This is a genomic window from Lutimaribacter saemankumensis, from assembly GCF_900100005.1.
Taxonomy (GTDB): domain Bacteria; phylum Pseudomonadota; class Alphaproteobacteria; order Rhodobacterales; family Rhodobacteraceae; genus Lutimaribacter; species Lutimaribacter saemankumensis.
In genome coordinates, this window is sequence record NZ_FNEB01000006.1 from 169,559 (window position 1) to 185,645 (window position 16,087).

The window sequence follows — 16,087 nt, forward strand, 5'->3', positions numbered from 1 at the left end:
CAAAGTGACTGGAGTGTGCTGAATGGCCCGCGTGACCGTAGAAGATTGCGTCGACAAGGTTCCAAACCGGTTCGAGCTGGTGATGCTTGCCGCTCATCGTGCGCGTGAAATTTCTTCCGGTGCAGGCCTGACGGTCGATCGTGACAACGACAAGAACCCTGTCGTGGCGCTGCGCGAGATTGCCGAGGAAACCCAGTCCGCCGACGAGCTGCGCGAGCGGCTGATCGAATCGAATCAGACCCAGATCGAGGTCGACGAGCCCGAAGAGGACTCGATGGCGCTGCTCATGGGTCGGGGTGAACCCGCCGACAAACCGGCCGAGGACGATCTTTCCGAAGAAAAACTCCTGCGCGCCCTGATGGAAGCACAGGGGCAGGGCTAAGCCCGCCGAACGGGACGCGGAAAGAATGATCGCGGCTGACGACCTGATCGCGCTTGTCCGCAACTACAACCCGAAAACCAACGAGGCGCTCATTCGCGCGGCCTATGATTACGGCCTTGCGATGCACGAAGGGCAGCTTCGCCGTTCCGGCGAGCCGTATTTCACGCATCCCGTTGCCGTCGCGGCGATCCTGACCGAACAGCGGCTGGACGATGCCACCATCATCACCGCGCTGCTGCACGATACGATCGAGGACACCAAGGCCAGCTATGCCGAGGTCGAGAAACGGTTCGGGCGCGAAATCGCCGAACTGGTGGACGGTGTCACCAAGCTGACCAACCTGCAGCTTTCCAGCACCGAAACCCAGCAGGCCGAGAACTTCCGCAAGCTGTTCATGGCAATGTCCAAGGATCTGCGCGTGATCCTGGTCAAGCTTGCCGACCGTCTGCACAACATGCGCACGATCAAGGCGATGAGCGCGGAAAAGCAGGTCAAGAAAGCGCGCGAGACAATGGATATCTATGCCCCGCTGGCCGGTCGCATGGGTATGCAGTGGATGCGCGAAGAGCTGGAAGACCTCGCCTTCAAGGTTCTGAACCCCGAAGGCCGCGCGTCGATCATGCGCCGTTTCATCACGCTGCAAAAGGAAACCGGCGACGTGATCCCGCGCATCACCGGCGACATGCGCAGCGAACTGGAAAAGAACGACATCGACGCGCAGGTGTTCGGCCGCGCCAAGAAACCCTATTCGATCTGGCGCAAGATGCAGGAAAAGGACATGGGGTTTTCCCGCCTTTCCGATATCTACGGGTTCCGCATCATCACCCGGTCCGAAATGGACTGCTACAAGGCGCTGGGCGCAATCCACCAGCGGTGGCGCGCGGTGCCGGGCCGGTTCAAGGATTACATCAGCCAGCCGAAATCCAACGGATACCGGTCGATCCACACGACCGTGTCGGGCCGTGACGGCAAGCGCGTCGAGGTGCAGATCCGAACCCAGGCCATGCACGACGTGGCCGAAACCGGGGTTGCGGCGCACTGGTCCTATCGTGACGGCGTGCGCAGCGAAAACCCCTTTGCGGTCGATCCTGCCAAGTGGATCAGCGGCCTGACCGAACAATTCACCTCGGAAGAAGACCACGAGGATTTCCTCGAGGCGGTCAAGCTCGAGATGTACACCGACAAGGTGTTCTGCTTCACCCCCAAGGGCGAGGTGGTCAAGCTGCCGAAAGGGGCGACCCCCATCGACTTCGCCTATGCGATCCACACGCGGATCGGCAATGCCTGCGTTGGCGCCAAGGTGGATACCATGCGGGTGCCGCTGTGGACGCGGCTCAAGAACGGTCAATCCATCGAGATCATCACCGCCGAAGGCCAGACGCCGCAGGCCACCTGGCTTGAAATCGCGACGACTGGCAAGGCCAAGACCGCGATCCGCCGCGCCCTGCGCGAGGCCGACCGCGAACGGTTTTCCAAGCTCGGCCGTGAACTGGCGCGCGCCGCGTTCGAAAACGTGGGCAAAAAGGCGACCGACAAGGCGCTCGATACCGCGGCCAAGCACCTGCGGCTTTCCGACCGCGAAGAATTGCTGGCCCGGCTGGGCAGCGCCGAGCTGACGGGCCGCGAGGTCGTGCAGGCGATCTATCCCGACCTTGCCCCCACCAAGACCGAAGAGATCGACCGCACCCGCGCCGTGATCGGCCTGTCGCCGGACCAGAGCTTCGACCGCGCGCCATGTTGTCAGCCGCTGCCGGGCGAACGGATCGTCGGCATCACCTATCGCGGCCGCGGCGTTGTCGTGCACGCGATCGACTGCGAGGCGCTGGCCGAATACGAGGATCAGCCCGAACGCTGGCTCGACCTGCACTGGCACAGCGGCACGCACCCAGCGATCTACACGGCCACCCTGGATATAACCATCGGCAACGATGCCGGGGTGCTGGGACGGATTTGCACATTGATCGGCGAGCAGAAGGCCAATATCTCGGACCTTGAGTTTGTCGACAGGAAACCAGATTTCTACAGACTACATATTGATGTTGATTTGCGTGACGCCGAACATCTTCATTCGCTTGTTACAGCCCTCGAGGCAGAAAGCGATGTTGCCGAGGTCAGCCGTCTGCGCGACCCGACGCGCCTGAACGCGCAAAGGAACTGACGAAAGGGCCCAAAGTGGTTTTCAAACGCAGGGACAGACGGCCGATCTGGAAGATCGTGCTCGAGTTTTTCTGGCCCCGCGGCGGTTGGAAGCGTGCCGCCCTATACGTCAAGCACCGGCTTCGGCGCCTTCCCGACCCGCCGCATCGCATCGCCCGTGGTATCTTTGCAGGCGTTCTGACCACGTTCACCCCGTTCTACGGCCTGCATTTCGTGATCGCGGCAACCATAGCCTGGATCATGCGGGGCAACATCATCGCCGCGCTTCTGGCCACGTTTTTCGGCAATCCGCTGACATATGTGCCGATCGGGGTGATCTCGCTCAATACCGGGTACTGGCTGCTTGGCATGAGCCGGCGCGCCGATCCCGAATTGCACGGATCGCTGGGGCGGATGTTCGTGGATGCGGGGGCCGACCTGAAACGCAACCTGATCGCCGCCTTCACCGATACCGACATGGACTGGTCGCGCCTTTCCGTCTTTTACGACGAGGTGTTCTTTCCCTATCTGATCGGGGGTATCATTCCCGGGATCATTGCGGGCGTGATCTGCTACTACATCAGTGTGCCGCTGATCCGGGCCTATCAGAACCGCCGCAAGGGGGCGATGAAAGCCAAGCTTGCGGCGCTGCGCAAGAAACGGCCATTGGCCACTGACGACCGGGCGAATGGCGATTAGCCCGACGCCTTGACCGCCCGCCAAATGAAAGGAAAAGCGATGGAGCCGCTTGGAAAACTGCGCCTCGGCGTGAATATCGACCATGTGGCCACCGTGCGCAACGCGCGCGGCGGGGCGTATCCCGACCCGGTGCGTGCCGCCAAACTGGCCGAAGAGGCCGGGGCCGACGGCATCACCGCGCACCTGCGCGAAGACCGCCGCCACATCACCGACCGCGACATCGACGCGCTGATGGAGGCGCTGAGCGTGCCGCTCAATTTCGAAATGGCGGCGACCGACGAGATGCAGAAAATCGCCCTGCGGCACAAACCGCATGCCGTCTGTATCGTGCCCGAAAAGCGCGAGGAAAAGACCACCGAAGGCGGGCTGGAAGTCGCGCGCGAGGAAAACCGCCTTGCCCATTTCATAGCGCCGTTGCGCGAAGCGGGCTGCCGCGTGTCTATCTTCATCGCCGCCGACCGCCCGCAGATCGAGGCCGCGGCCCGGATCGGGGCGCAGGTCATCGAACTGCACACTGGCGCCTATTGCGATGCCCATGCCGAAGGCCGCTTTGACGACCGCGATGCGGAACTTGTGCGGATGCGCGACATGTCTGCCTTTGCGCATGAGCTCGGGCTCGAGGTGCATGCGGGCCACGGGCTGACCTATGACACGGTGAAACCGGTCGCGGCCTTCCCTGAGGTGATGGAGCTGAACATCGGCCATTTCCTGATTGGCGAGGCGATCTTTCGCGGGTTGGGTCCGGCCATCGCGGAAATGCGCCGCCTGATGGACGAGGCGCGCGCCTGATGACCGCGCCCGGCGATCTTGAACGGCGCGTCCTGCAAGAGATCGTGACCTGGGCGCATGATATCGCCGCCGAAAAGGCCGCACCGGTCTTTACCGCCGCGATCCTGCGTGACGGCGCCGAACTTTGCCGCGCGCAGAACCGTGTCGCCGAAACCTGCGACCCGACGCGCCACGCCGAGATCGAGGCCATCGCCAAGGCCGGCGCGCTGATGGGCGGCCCGGATTTGTCGGGCATGACGCTGATTTCTTCCTGCCAACCCTGCGAGATGTGCCTAGCCGCGATGCGTTGGGCCAGGATCGACCGGGTCGTGTTCGCGGCGACCCAGGAAAAGGTCGGTCCGCGGTTCTTCAAGTTCCCGCAGCTCGGTATCGCCGATTTGCAGGCCGCCTCGGGCGGGGCGTTCAGTTTCCACGGCGGGCATGACGAGGCGCGCGCGCTGCCGCTCTATCTAGGGGATGCGTGATGAAAACGGTCTTCGGCGCCTTCATGTTTCTTGTGGCTTTCTCCGGGGCAGTGCTGGCGGATTGCGCGGTGCCGCGCGATGCCGGCGCGCAGGCTGCGCAGGTGTTGGCCCTCGTCAATGCCGAACGGCGGCAACGCGGGTTGAACGCGCTTGCGCAGGACGACGCGCTGGCGGGTGCGGCAGGCGATCATTCCTGTTTCATGGCCGAAAGCGGGCGTATGTCGCATGTCGGCAAGGGTGGCCGAAAGCTGGCCGCGCGGCTGCGAGGGGTGGGCTATGGCTATCGCGCGGCGGCGGAAAACGTGGCCTACGGGTATCGCGATGCGGGCCGGGTGGTCCACGGCTGGATGCAGTCGGACGGCCACCGCCGCAACATCCTGATGCGTGGCGTGACAGAAGCGGGCGCGGGCCTGCGTATCGGTCGGGATGGGCGTCCCTACTGGACGCTGATCCTGGGGCGTCCGCGCTGATCGTCAGGTTTTCTTGACACTCAGGGGCGCCGGACCAATTGTGCCCGGACGTTGCAGCATGCAGGAGGCGGCCATGACGCGCGGTACCCGGTCGGGTTTGGCTGGCCCTGTGATCGTCGGCGCGATTGCGCTGGCCATCGCCTGCCTGTCGCTTTGGACGCTCGAAAAGGCCCGCTCCGGCATCGTCATCACGCGCGTCGATGTCGGGGATACGCCCGTAACCCGCTATGCCCGGAGCGATGCCGATGGGCCGCCGGTCGTCGTGGCGCATGGTTTTGCCGGATCACGGCAGATCATGCAGGCTTATTCGCTGGCCCTGGCGCGGGCGGGCTATGTGGCCTACGCGTTCGATTTCCAGGGCCATGGCCGCAACCCTGTGCCGATGTCGGGGGACGTGACCTCGGTCGACGGCACCACGCGCCGGCTGGTGGATCAAACGCTGTCCGTGATCGACGGGATCGGGGCCGAGGTGCCGGTTGCGCTGCTGGGCCATTCCATGGCGACGGACATTCTGGTGCGCGTGGCCTTGCAGACCCCCGGGGATGAGCCGCTGGTGCTGATCTCGGCCTTTTCGCAGGCGGTCACCGGGTCAGAACCCGACAAGACCCTGCTGATCGCCGGCGCATGGGAGCCGGGTTTGCGCGACTTCGCGCTGAAAGCCGCGCGGATGGTCGATCCGGGCGCCGCGCCCGGTCAGACGGTCGAAGCTGCGGGGATCACCCGCCGCGCGGTCACCGCGCCCAATGTCGAACATGTTGCGATCCTGCACAGCCGCGTTGCGCTGGCCGAAACCGTTGACTGGCTGAACCGGTTTTCCGGGCGGTCCGACACAGCCGCCATTCCGCGGACGGGTTGGGCGCTGCTTGCGCTGCTCGGTGCGCTGGTTGCGCTGGCGCTCCCGCTGGGGCGCCTGCTGACGCCGCGCGATACTGCCGCGCCGCCCTTGCCCGCGCGCCGTTTCGCACTGGCCGTGATCCTGCCCGCCGTCCTGGCGCCGCTTGTGGCGGTGCCGCTCAATCCCGGCTGGCTGCCGGTGCTGGTGGCCGACTACCTTGCGCTGCACCTTTTCATTTACGGGCTTGTGCAACTGGTCGTCCTGCGTTGGGCCGGGCTGCGGCCGGGGCCTCTTGTCCCGCTGGCCGCAGTTCTGTTGCTGGTCTGGGGGCTTGGCGTGTTCGGTTTCGCGCTGGACCGATACGGTGCCAATTTCTGGCCGGGTCCGGGCCGGGTCTGGGTTCTGGCGGCGCTGATCGCCGGGGCGATCCCGTTCGGGCTGTCCGACGCCACGCTTGCCCATCACGCGCCGCTTTGGCAAAGAGTGCTGGCGCGGTTGGGTTTTTTCGCTTCGCTCGCGCTGGCTGTCGCGCTGGATTTCGAGGAGTTGTTCTTTGTCGTGATGATCGTGCCGGTAATCCTGCTGTTCTTCTTCGTCTTCGGGACGATGGGCCGTTTCGTCGCCGCGCGCGTTGGTGCAGCGGCGCCGGGGCTGGCCCTTGGAGTGATCCTGGGCTGGGCGCTTGGCGTCAGCTTTCCGCTGTTCGCGGCGGGGTGACGCGATGATCCTGGGCATCGGCACCGACCTTGCGAATATCGACCGCATCCAGAACACGCTCGACCGTTTCGGCGACCGGTTCCGCAACCGCGTCTTCACGCCCGTTGAACAGGCCAAGGCCGAACGCCGCCGCGACACCGCCGGCACCTACGCCAAACGCTGGGCCGCGAAAGAGGCATGCTCCAAGGCGCTGGGGACCGGTCTGCGCATGGGCATCGCGTGGCGCGACATGGCGGTGTCGAACCTGCATACCGGCCAACCCGTGATGGAGGTGACGGGCTGGGCGCGCGACCGGCTGGACGAAATGACCCCGCCCGGCCACGAGGCGATCATTCACGTAACATTGACCGACGATCACCCTTGGGCACAGGCCTTCGTCGTGATCGAGGCACGGCCCTTGGCTTGACTCCCACCGCGCCCGCCCGCATGTAGCGACCAACCCGAACCGCAAGGAGCACGCAATGGCAGCCGAGGCCAAAAAGGGCAACGCCTTCGTCGAAACCGTCAAGACGGTGGTCTATGCGCTGCTTATCGCCGGCGTCTTCCGCACGATCTTTTTCCAGCCGTTCTGGATTCCGTCCGGGTCGATGAAGGACACGCTGCTGATCGGGGATTTCCTGTTCGTCAACAAGATGACCTATGGTTATTCCTACGCCTCCTGCCCGACGATCCGCATCCCCGCGATCGGGCTGCATATCGACGCCAAGGACATCTGCGGGTTCCTCGACGGCGACAACACCCGCATCCTGGGCGGCGATCCAAAACGCGGCGACGTGGTGGTGTTCCGCCATCCGGTGAACGGCAACGATTACATCAAGCGCCTGATCGGCCTTCCGGGCGATACCGTGCAGATGCGCGAGGGCCGGCTTTTCATCAACGGCACCCCCGTGGAGGTGCGCGATGATGGCACGTTCGAGGAGGTTGCCGCACCGCAGGGTCCGCAGGGCCTGCGCCCGCGCTGCGAAAACGGCCCGGTCGGCATGGGGGCCGTCTGCACCAAGTCGCGCCAGATCGAAACTCTGCCCGGCGGGACCGAGCATGGCATTCTCAACATCACGCGGCAGGGCTCGGACGACACGCCGGTCTATACCGTTCCAAGCGGGCATTACTTCTTCATGGGGGACAACCGCGACAACTCCACCGACAGCCGTGTGCCGCCGCAGGCGGGTGGCGTGGGTTTCGTGCCTTACGAAAACCTGATCGGGCGCGCAGACCGGATTATGTTCTCGTCGGCGGGCCGGTCGATGCTGGCCTTCTGGACATGGCGCGGCGACAGGTTCTTCAAGGGGATCGAGTGAAGCTTGCGGCCGAATTGAAGGCGCTCGAGGCGCGCATCGGCCACGGGTTTGCCCGGCCCGAGCTTTTGGCGCGGGCGGTTACCCATTCCTCGATGTCCTCGCCCACGCGCAAGGACAACCAGCGGCTTGAATTCCTGGGCGACCGGGTTCTGGGCCTCGTCATGGCCGAGGCCCTGCTGGCGAATGACAAATCCGCGACAGAAGGGCAGCTTGCCCCGCGCTTCAACGCGCTGGTCCGCAAAGAGGCCTGTGCCGATGTCGCCCGCGAGATCGGTCTGGGCGAGGCGCTGAAACTGGGCCGGTCCGAAATGCTGTCGGGTGGGCGGCGCAAGCAGGCGCTGCTGGGCGACGCGATGGAGGCGGTGATCGCTGCCGTCTATCTCGATGCCGGGTTCGAAGTGGCGCGTGACATGATCCTGCGGCTTTGGGGCGACCGGATCGGGCGGGTCGAGGCAGATGCCCGCGATCCCAAGACATCCCTGCAGGAATGGGCGCAGGCCCGTGGCATGCCGCCGCCCGTCTATTCCGAGGTCAAACGCGCCGGCCCCGACCACGCGCCGGAATTCACCATCGCGGTCGAATTGCAGAACGGCGACCGCGCCGAAGCTGTCGCAGGCAGCAAACGGCAGGCCGAACAGGCCGCAGCCAAGGCTCTGCTGGAGCGGTTGCCGGCCTCGGGTTGACCGCGCGCATCCGCGCGCCCGATCAAGCGGACTCGCCTTGGCGGCCGCAATCGGCTATGCCGCCCGCATTATCACGAAGGATAGACCAGAATGACCACGCGCTGCGGCTTTGTCGCCCTGATCGGTGAACCGAATGCCGGCAAATCGACCCTCACCAACCGGATGGTGGGGGCCAAGGTTTCGATCGTCACGCACAAGGTGCAGACCACCCGTGCGCGCATTCGCGGTGTCGCGCTGCAAGGCGACACGCAGATCGTGTTTGTCGATACGCCCGGTTTGTTCAAACCGCGCCGGCGCCTTGATCGCGCGATGGTCGCGGCGGCCTGGGGCGGGGCGGCGGATGCCGATGTCGTCGTGCTGCTGATCGAGGCGCATCGCGGCGTGACCGAAGGGGTCGAGGCGATCCTGGCCGAACTGCCCGAGGTGGCCAAGGGCCGCAAGGTCGCCCTGGCGATCAACAAGATCGACCGCGTCGAGGCGCCGGTTCTGCTGGCGCTGACAAAGGACATGAACGACCGCTACGATTTCGCCGAAACCTTCATGATCTCGGCGGAAAAGGGTCATGGCGTCGAAGACCTCAAGACGTGGCTGGCGGGCGAATTGCCCGAGGGTCCGTGGCTTTACCCCGAGGACCAGATCGCCGACCTGCCGCTGCGCATGATCGCGGCGGAAATGACGCGCGAAAAGCTGACGCTGCGGCTGCACCAGGAGTTGCCCTATCAGTTGACCGTCGAAACCGAGAACTGGGAGGAACGCAAGGACGGCTCGGCCCGGATCGACCAGGTGATCTATGTCGCGCGGGACGGGCACAAGGGCATCATCCTCGGCAAGAAGGGCGAGACGATCAAGGCGATTTCCAAAGCCGCCCGCGAGGAGCTGGAAGAGTTCCTGGGCCGCCGGGTGCACCTGTTCCTGCAGATCAAGGTGCGCGAGAACTGGCTGGACGAAGCCGAGCGCTATTCGGAAATGGGGCTTGATTTCCGCGACGGGAATGCCTGATGGCCTACCGGGTTTCATGAGTATTTTCAGCAAGATGAAGGTGCAGGCATGAGCGCCCGGCTGACCGCGCGGTTCTGGGTCGACGCCTATCTGGCGCGGTTGCGGCTGATGGATATCCCCGCCTTCGTCGTGGCCCATGGTGACGACACCGGGGGCGCGGTGATGATCAAGCTGAATACGCTCGATGGACAGGCGCGGCTGTTTCACCGCACCTTCGACCTGGCAAGCGGCGACCGGGTCTGGGACGTGCTGGCCGAGGGCGAAGAGGACGGTGTCGATGCGGCGCTTGCGCGGCAGCGCGCCACCGATCCCGACCTGTGGGTGATCGAGGTCGAAGACCGCAACGGGCGGCATCTGCTGGATCAGGCGGGGCTAGGATAACCCCTTGTTTTTCTAGGGATTGCGCGGGATGATCCGGCATGGAATGGCGCGATCAGGGCATATTGCTGCATAGCCGCAGGCATGGCGAAAGCGCCGCGATCATCGAGGTGTTCACACCCTCGCGCGGGCGCCATGCCGGCGTCGTGCGCGGTGGGGCGGGGCGGCGGATGGCGCCGGTGCTGCAACCCGGCGCGCAGCTTGACCTGACCTGGCGCGCGCGGCTGGAGGATCACATCGGCGCCTTCACGGTCGAGCCGTTGCGCAGCCGGATGGCGGCGGTGATGGGCGACAGGTTGGCGCTGGCGGGGTTGAACGCGGTCGTGGCGCTGCTGCAGTTCGCGCTGCCCGAACGCGAGGCCCATGAAAGCCTGTACCGGCACAGTCAGAACTTACTGGATTTGCTGGGAGATTCCGATCTCTGGCCGTTGGCATATCTGCGGTGGGAACAGGTTTTGCTTGAGGATCTGGGCTATGGGCTGGACTTGTCGCGCTGCGCTGTAACGGGGGTCGAAGAGGGGTTGGCCTATGTCTCGCCGCGCACGGGACGGGCGGTTTCAAGGGCTGGGGCGGGTGACTGGGCCGACCGTTTGCTGCCCTTGCCCGCCTGCCTTCTGGGACAGGGTGAGGGCACGGATTCCGAGATCGTCGAGGCGTTGCGGGTGACGGGTCATTTCCTGACGCATCACCTTGCGCACGAGTTGGGCAACAAGCCGTTGCCGGAGGCGCGGCAGCGGTTCGTGGATGCGCTGGCGCGGCGTTCGCTGCGTTAACCGCGCGACCGGGGCGCGATACTGCGCGGTTCTTGCCCGAAGGTTACCAAAACCTGCGCGGTTTCCGCCCCGAACCGCGCGTTTCCTGACGAAAGCTTAACCGCAAATGGGCCGGAATGACCCCTATGCGGGCCGGATCGCCCGGATTTTCGAAGAACCGCGCGGTCCTGGGCGAAAATCGCGCGGCCGTTAGGATTTGAGTGGGGCGATTGCTTATCGGGTCTTGCGACCCTCCGCGCGGCGGCCGGGCGTCGCGAAGAGGGCCAGCCCGATGAGCGCCTAGCGCAGCGCCAGCACCAGATCGACGAGCGTGCCCATCGGGTCGCCCGTCACCTTTTTCGGCAAGCCGTTGGCGGCGGCCAGGATCAGCTGCGCGATCTCGCGGTTCGACACCCCGATCCGGTCGAGCAGGGCCGCGATCACCTGCATGCGTTCTGCATCGACCGAAGCGATCGCCTGGGCCGCGCCCTTGTGCGAGGCGGCCCAGGCGCGCATCGCGGGTTCGGCGCGGGCGAAGGGGTCGCGCGGGGCGGGGGCCGCGATCTGCTGGGCCATGCCGCGCAAGGCGGCGGTGTGCGTGTCGGCCTCTTCCGCGGCGTCGAACAGGGCGCTGTTGGCCCCGCCCGTCCAATGCGCGATCAGGTCGGCGTGAAAGGCGGGCACATCCGCGAAATGCCAGTAGAACGATCCCTTGGTCGTATCCAGGGCACGGGCCAGCGGTTCGGCCTTGAGCGCGTCGGGGCCGTCCTTGGCAAGGGCGGCCAGCCCGGCGTCGAGCCAGTCGGATTTCCTGAGACGTGATGATCTGGCCATGGCTGCGCGCCCCGCGATCCCGGTTTCGGGGTCACGCATACTGTGCCGGGCGTCAAAGGTCCAATTCAATCACGCCGCCCGGTTCGGCGGCGCGCGATTTGCACAAAATCATCGCATCCTTGCGCTGCGCTGCGGACAGAACGAAATCGCGATGTTCCACCGCGCCCGACAGCACGCCGCATTTGCAGACGCCGCATAGCCCGTCGGAGCATTTCACGTCGACATGAATGCCGGCCTCGGCCAGTGCGTCGGTGGCTGATTGGTCGGCGGCCACGTCGATCTGACGCCCGTCGTTCAAACGCAGGATGAAGGGGTGGTTTTCGTATTCGGGCTCTTCTGGGACCGAGAAATATTCCAGGTGGCGGGCGTCCTCGGGAAAGCCCGCTTCGGTCGCCGCGTCGATCACCGCGTCCATGTAGCGGTCGGGCCCGCAGGTATAGACGTGCCAGCCGGGGCGATAGTCCGCCAGGATCGCGGACAGGTCGGCGCGTGTGCCTTCGTCGCTGAAATGCAGGTGCACGCGGTCGGCCCATGGGGCGTTTGCCAGCGTGTCGAGATAGCCCGCCGCCGCGCGGCTGGCGCAGGAATAGTGCAGCGCGAAATCCCGCCCCAGCGCATGCAGGCGGTGGGCGAAGGCGATCATCGGGGTGACGCCGATTCCGCCGCCCATCAGGAACGTCTTTTCCGCGTCCTCGATCAGGCCGAAATGGTTGATCGGTTTCGAAATAAACACCCGCCGCCCCGGCGTGAAGATGCGGTGCAGCATGGCCGAGCCGCCGCGGCCCGCATCCTCGCGCAGGACGCCGATTTCATAGCGGCCGCGGTCGGACGGATCGCCCGACATCGAATATTGCCGCAGGTATTCGGGCGTCACCAGCACGTCGAGATGCGCGCCCGCCGTCCATTCCGGCAGAGGCGCGCCGTCGGGGGCGGTGAAGGTGTAGCGGGTGATGTCGGGCGTCATCCGGTCGGCTTCGGCGACCGTCACCTTCACCACGGGCGCGTCGCCCGGCACGGTGTAGCGGTGGATGTGGCCGGTTTCGCCGCGCGCGGATTTCGCGCGGTAGGCGTCGGCGCCGATCATCGCCTGGTAAGCCTTGATCCCGGCCTCGCGGTCCATGGGGAAAGGGTAGGGCCACGGCCAGGGCGCAAGCGGGGCGGGGTAGACGGCCAGCGTCTGATCCTCGTACCGCAGGTCGAGACCCCTTTGCAGGTCGCGCCGGTTCACCGGGGCTGCCGGCGCGCCGTAGCTGCCATCGGGCTGCAATTCGATGTCCCACCACCATTTCTTGGTATCGTTGAGCCCGCCATTGCCCACCGCATCGTCGAGTTTCGCCAGCAGCGGCGCGGTGCCGGGCAGGTTCATCGCGGCCCAGCGGAACGGGGCCTCGGCGAACAGCCCTTCGAGGTTCCAGGGGCAGGTTTTCATGCAGCGGCCGCACATCGACCCGCCTTCGGTGGTGATACGGTAGGTGGCGCAGCGCTGGCTGTCGGATTTCCAGATCTCGTAGCCGTTGAACATCAGTTTCGGCCCGGCGGTGATCGCGCCCGAGGGGCATTCGCGGGCGCATTTGTTGCATGCCTCGCAGAACCGTTGCAGGCCGAAATCTATCGGCTTGTCATGGGTTATCGGCATGTCGGTGGTGACGGCGCCGGACTTCAGGCGCGGTCCGAGGAAGGGGTTCAGGATCACCTCGCCGATGCGGCTGACCTCACCCAGGCCGGACAGGAGCAGAAGCGGAGGTTGCAGCACCTCGCCGTCCATCACGCTGTGGGACTTGGCCGAAAAACCCAGGTTGCGGATCTGCTGGGCGATGACGGTGCCGAGGATCGAAAAGCGCAGGTAGGCGCGCATGGATTGCGCGACCGATATCCAGTCGTCGCCGCTGGCGCCTTCCATGGTTTCATAGCCCTGGTCGACGATCATGCTGATGGCCTGGTCGTGGGGCGGGTCGATCGGGTCGCCAAGCGCGTCGTGGGAATACCAGGCCCAGTCGGGGCAGCGCGACAGGCCCACCGCATCGAGCCCGAGGAAATAGCTGGCCGCCTTGAGGTTGGCGGCATTGCGCGCCGGATCGGATTGGGCGGGCGTGGGGCCGGGCGCGCCGTCCTGCAGCAGGACGAAGGCCCCCAGCGCGCGGCGCTGTGCCAGCGAGGGCGCCTGCCTGCGGACATAGAGCCCGCCGCCCGCACCCTTTTGCATCTTGTCGCCCATGTCGCCGAATTGCGCGCGGGCGAACATGTCGGTGCGCTTGGGCACGCGGGCGACGTTGGGTTCGTCGATATAGGTGGTGGGGCTGTCCACGCGTTTGAGCGTTTCGAACGGGTGGGGGCCGGCGGCGAAATCCCGTTTGGCATAGGGGTCGGCGGTGCGGCCGGTTTTCGCGGTGTGGCCGGTGCCGAATTGCCAGCCGGGGCCTTGCATCCAGTACCAGGGTTGTCCGCGCATCGGCGCAAGCGGCCGGTCGGCGGCAAGGTCCATGTCGGTGGTGACGACGGCAAGGCCATAGCGGTGGCCGAGCCAGGGCGCGGCCAGATCGGCATCGGCCAGCCCGGCGGCCACGGCCAGCCGGTTCAGGCAGACATCGCTGGCCGCGCCGGAATGCGCGCGGGCGTCCCAGCCGAGGACGCGGATATAGTTTGCCAGCACCGTCGCGGTTTCGGCGGCGCGCAGGCAGGCACGCTGGGCCTGGGCGTCCATGATCCAGTCGCTGCCCGGCTCGTCCGCGCGGGGATCGCGCGGCCAGGCATAGAGAAGCACCAGCGCATGGGTATGGTGCGTGATGGGCGCGGGTGGGGTTTCGACGCTTTCGCGCAGTTCCGCCATGATCTGGTCGATGCCCGCGGCCAGCGTCTTGGTCTGTTCGGTACGCAGGCGGTCGATCAGGCGGGGGATGCCGCTGTTTTCGACGGGCCGGTCAAGCCAGGCGGCACCGGGGATGCGCGCCACGCCTGCCATGTCTGCATCGCAGAAATAGGCGAAGGATTTGAGGTGATTGGTGCGCTCGGCGGGATCGGCGGGGATGTCCGAGCGCGCGGGGTTGGCGGTGCCGTTGCGCAGCACGTCCAGCATGGCCTGCGGCTCGCGCATGGCGTTCACGAGGCTGGCGGGGTCATCTGGACGGTCGAACCCCACGGGCGCGGCGTGTGGCACAAGCGCAAGGTCGGGCAGCGACCCGCGGCGCAGCCGTTCGAGCGGGTAAGGCCCGAGATGCATGGGCCGGTTCTGCGTGGAGAAAATGCGCATGACCCCTCCGTCAGATCAGGCGCCGAGATTGATGCGCGGGGCCTGCAGGGTCAAGCAGGCCCCGGTTGAAAGTCACTTCACGACCTGCGGCAGGCGCATGGCGGGGGGCGTGTTGCGGCTGCGCTCCGAGCGCACGATGCCGTCGATGATCGTCATGCCGACGCCGGGCAGGTTGCCCAGTTGCACCGATTCAAGGATGTGCTTGCCCGGCGCGTGCTGGGCTTGGTCCATCAGCACGAAATCGGCCGCGCGCCCCTTTTCGATCAGCCCGCAATCCAGCTCGCGCCGCCGCGCGGTGTTGCCGTTGGCAAAGCAGAACGCAACTTCGGCCGGGATGTTACCGAGCGCCGAGAGCATCGCGACCATGCGCAGGATGCCCAAAGGCTGCACACCAGATCCGGCGGGGCCGTCGGTGCCGAGGATCAGCTGATCCATCTTGTTCAGCTCGCGCGCGGTGTTGAGTGTCAGCAGGGCCGCACGTTCGTTGCCGTTATGGACGATTTCCAGCGCCGCCTTGCAGTTTTCGCAGATGCAGACGATCTGGTCGTCGGGCAGCGCGGAATGCCCGCCATTGATATGGCCCACGACGTCGGTGCCGGTTTCAAGCACCATGTCGGCGTCGATCAGGCCCGAGCCGGGGATCGAAGGGCCGCCGGTGTGGATGGTCGATTGCATCCCGTATTTGCGCGCCCAGCCAATCATCTTGTTGGCTGTCTTGCCGTCCTTGACGGTGCCCAGCCCGACCTCGCCGATGAGCCGCACGCCGGCGGCGGCCATTTCCTTGAAGTCCTCTTCTTCAAGCCCCTGCTGGAGCAGCGGCGCGCCGGCGTGAACCTTCATGCCCGAGGGGCGGAGGTTGTCGTACCAGCGCTGCGCCGCGATCGCCATCGCCTTGGTGCCGATGGGATCGTTGGGCCGTCCCGGCATGTGCACCTCGCCGGCCGATATCATCGTGGTCACGCCGCCATGCAGGGTGGAATCGATCCAGTGAAGCTGCTGCTGGCGCGGGGTGTAATCGCCCACGACGGGGTGGACGTGACTGTCGATCAGCCCCGGGGCGAGCGTGACGCCATTGGCATCGACCACCGTATCGGCGCCGCTGGTATCGAGATCGGCCTCTTTTCCCCATTCGGAAATCCGGCCGTCCAACGCGATCAGGCAATCGGCGTCGAAAATCGGTTCTTCCATCTTGCCCGATAGCATCAGGCCGATATTGCGGATGACAAGTTTCTTCGGCGCGTCTGACATGGCCGGTGACTCCCTGGTTCATTTCATTTGAACGCTAACAGAATTGGCAAAGCGATCAAGACGGTGCCTTTGCATTTGCAGCATGCACGAAAGGGTTTGACAGAATCCCCCGCGGGGCGCTTTCTTGTTCGTGTGCAAATGAAATCACGCGGGGGT

At 65.5% G+C, this 16,087-nt stretch carries 16 protein-coding genes; 13 read left to right on the plus strand and 3 right to left on the minus strand.

The genetic code is table 11. The annotated features are described in order from the left end of the window. Positions 1 to 22: 22 nt before the first annotated feature. The 13 genes from rpoZ to recO all read left to right on the plus strand — a co-directional run bounded on the left by rpoZ (position 23) and on the right by recO (position 10,623). Positions 23 to 382, plus strand: a complete 360-nt coding sequence (rpoZ, locus tag BLT50_RS12600) for a DNA-directed RNA polymerase subunit omega (protein WP_090029052.1) — start codon at positions 23 to 25, stop codon at positions 380 to 382. A gap of 25 nt (positions 383 to 407) precedes the next feature. Then, positions 408 to 2,540: a RelA/SpoT family protein gene (locus BLT50_RS12605; RefSeq protein ID WP_090029053.1), complete on the plus strand. Its 2,133-nt coding sequence runs from the start codon at positions 408 to 410 to the stop codon at positions 2,538 to 2,540. Between the two features lie 14 nt (positions 2,541 to 2,554). Beyond that, complete coding sequence (locus BLT50_RS12610) at positions 2,555 to 3,217, plus strand: DUF2062 domain-containing protein (RefSeq protein WP_090029054.1); 663 nt, start codon at positions 2,555 to 2,557, stop codon at positions 3,215 to 3,217. Positions 3,218 to 3,256: 39 nt separating this feature from the next. Next, positions 3,257 to 4,006 carry a pyridoxine 5'-phosphate synthase gene (locus BLT50_RS12615; protein WP_090029055.1) on the plus strand — a complete coding sequence of 250 codons (750 nt, stop codon included), beginning with the start codon at positions 3,257 to 3,259 and terminating at the stop codon, positions 4,004 to 4,006. After that, positions 4,006 to 4,470 (plus strand): nucleoside deaminase, encoded by a 465-nt coding sequence (locus tag BLT50_RS12620; RefSeq protein ID WP_090029056.1) that lies wholly within the window; start codon positions 4,006 to 4,008, stop codon positions 4,468 to 4,470. Before BLT50_RS12615 ends, BLT50_RS12620 begins: the two co-directional genes overlap by 1 nt. After that, a complete protein-coding gene (locus tag BLT50_RS12625) occupies positions 4,470 to 4,940 on the plus strand; it encodes a CAP domain-containing protein (protein ID WP_090029057.1) in 471 nt (156 codons plus the stop codon). The genes BLT50_RS12620 and BLT50_RS12625 overlap by 1 nt, the downstream gene beginning before the upstream one ends. A 73-nt stretch (positions 4,941 to 5,013) precedes the next feature. Then, positions 5,014 to 6,492, plus strand: a complete 1,479-nt coding sequence (locus tag BLT50_RS12630; RefSeq protein ID WP_090029161.1) for an alpha/beta hydrolase — start codon at positions 5,014 to 5,016, stop codon at positions 6,490 to 6,492. A gap of 4 nt (positions 6,493 to 6,496) precedes the next feature. Continuing rightward, on the plus strand, positions 6,497 to 6,898 hold the full coding sequence (gene acpS, locus BLT50_RS12635) for a holo-ACP synthase (protein WP_090029058.1): 402 nt from the start codon (positions 6,497 to 6,499) through the stop codon (positions 6,896 to 6,898). Between the two features lie 55 nt (positions 6,899 to 6,953). Then, a complete protein-coding gene (gene lepB, locus BLT50_RS12640; RefSeq protein WP_090029059.1) occupies positions 6,954 to 7,790 on the plus strand; it encodes a signal peptidase I in 837 nt (278 codons plus the stop codon). Then, positions 7,787 to 8,473 carry a ribonuclease III gene (gene rnc, locus BLT50_RS12645; protein WP_090029060.1) on the plus strand — a complete coding sequence of 229 codons (687 nt, stop codon included), beginning with the start codon at positions 7,787 to 7,789 and terminating at the stop codon, positions 8,471 to 8,473. Before lepB ends, rnc begins: the two co-directional genes overlap by 4 nt. A 90-nt stretch (positions 8,474 to 8,563) precedes the next feature. Further along, a complete protein-coding gene (gene era / locus BLT50_RS12650; protein WP_090029061.1) occupies positions 8,564 to 9,472 on the plus strand; it encodes a GTPase Era in 909 nt (302 codons plus the stop codon). Positions 9,473 to 9,520: 48 nt separating this feature from the next. After that, positions 9,521 to 9,853: a DUF1491 family protein gene (locus BLT50_RS12655; protein ID WP_090029062.1), complete on the plus strand. Its 333-nt coding sequence runs from the start codon at positions 9,521 to 9,523 to the stop codon at positions 9,851 to 9,853. Positions 9,854 to 9,891: 38 nt separating this feature from the next. Then, a complete protein-coding gene (gene recO, locus BLT50_RS12660; protein ID WP_090029063.1) occupies positions 9,892 to 10,623 on the plus strand; it encodes a DNA repair protein RecO in 732 nt (243 codons plus the stop codon). 279 nt (positions 10,624 to 10,902) lie between these two features. Here the strand turns inward: recO and BLT50_RS12665 are convergent, their stop codons facing one another. The 3 genes from BLT50_RS12665 to BLT50_RS12675 form a co-directional block, all read right to left on the minus strand. After that, positions 10,903 to 11,475 carry a TetR/AcrR family transcriptional regulator gene (locus BLT50_RS12665; protein WP_245723373.1) on the minus strand — a complete coding sequence of 191 codons (573 nt, stop codon included), beginning with the start codon at positions 11,473 to 11,475 and terminating at the stop codon, positions 10,903 to 10,905. 13 nt (positions 11,476 to 11,488) lie between these two features. Then, entirely contained in the window at positions 11,489 to 14,683 is a 3,195-nt protein-coding gene (locus BLT50_RS12670; RefSeq protein WP_090029064.1) for a reductive dehalogenase, read from the minus strand. 72 nt (positions 14,684 to 14,755) lie between these two features. Continuing rightward, positions 14,756 to 15,931, minus strand: a complete 1,176-nt coding sequence (locus BLT50_RS12675) for an amidohydrolase family protein (protein WP_090029065.1) — start codon at positions 15,929 to 15,931, stop codon at positions 14,756 to 14,758. Positions 15,932 to 16,087: the final 156 nt, after the last annotated feature.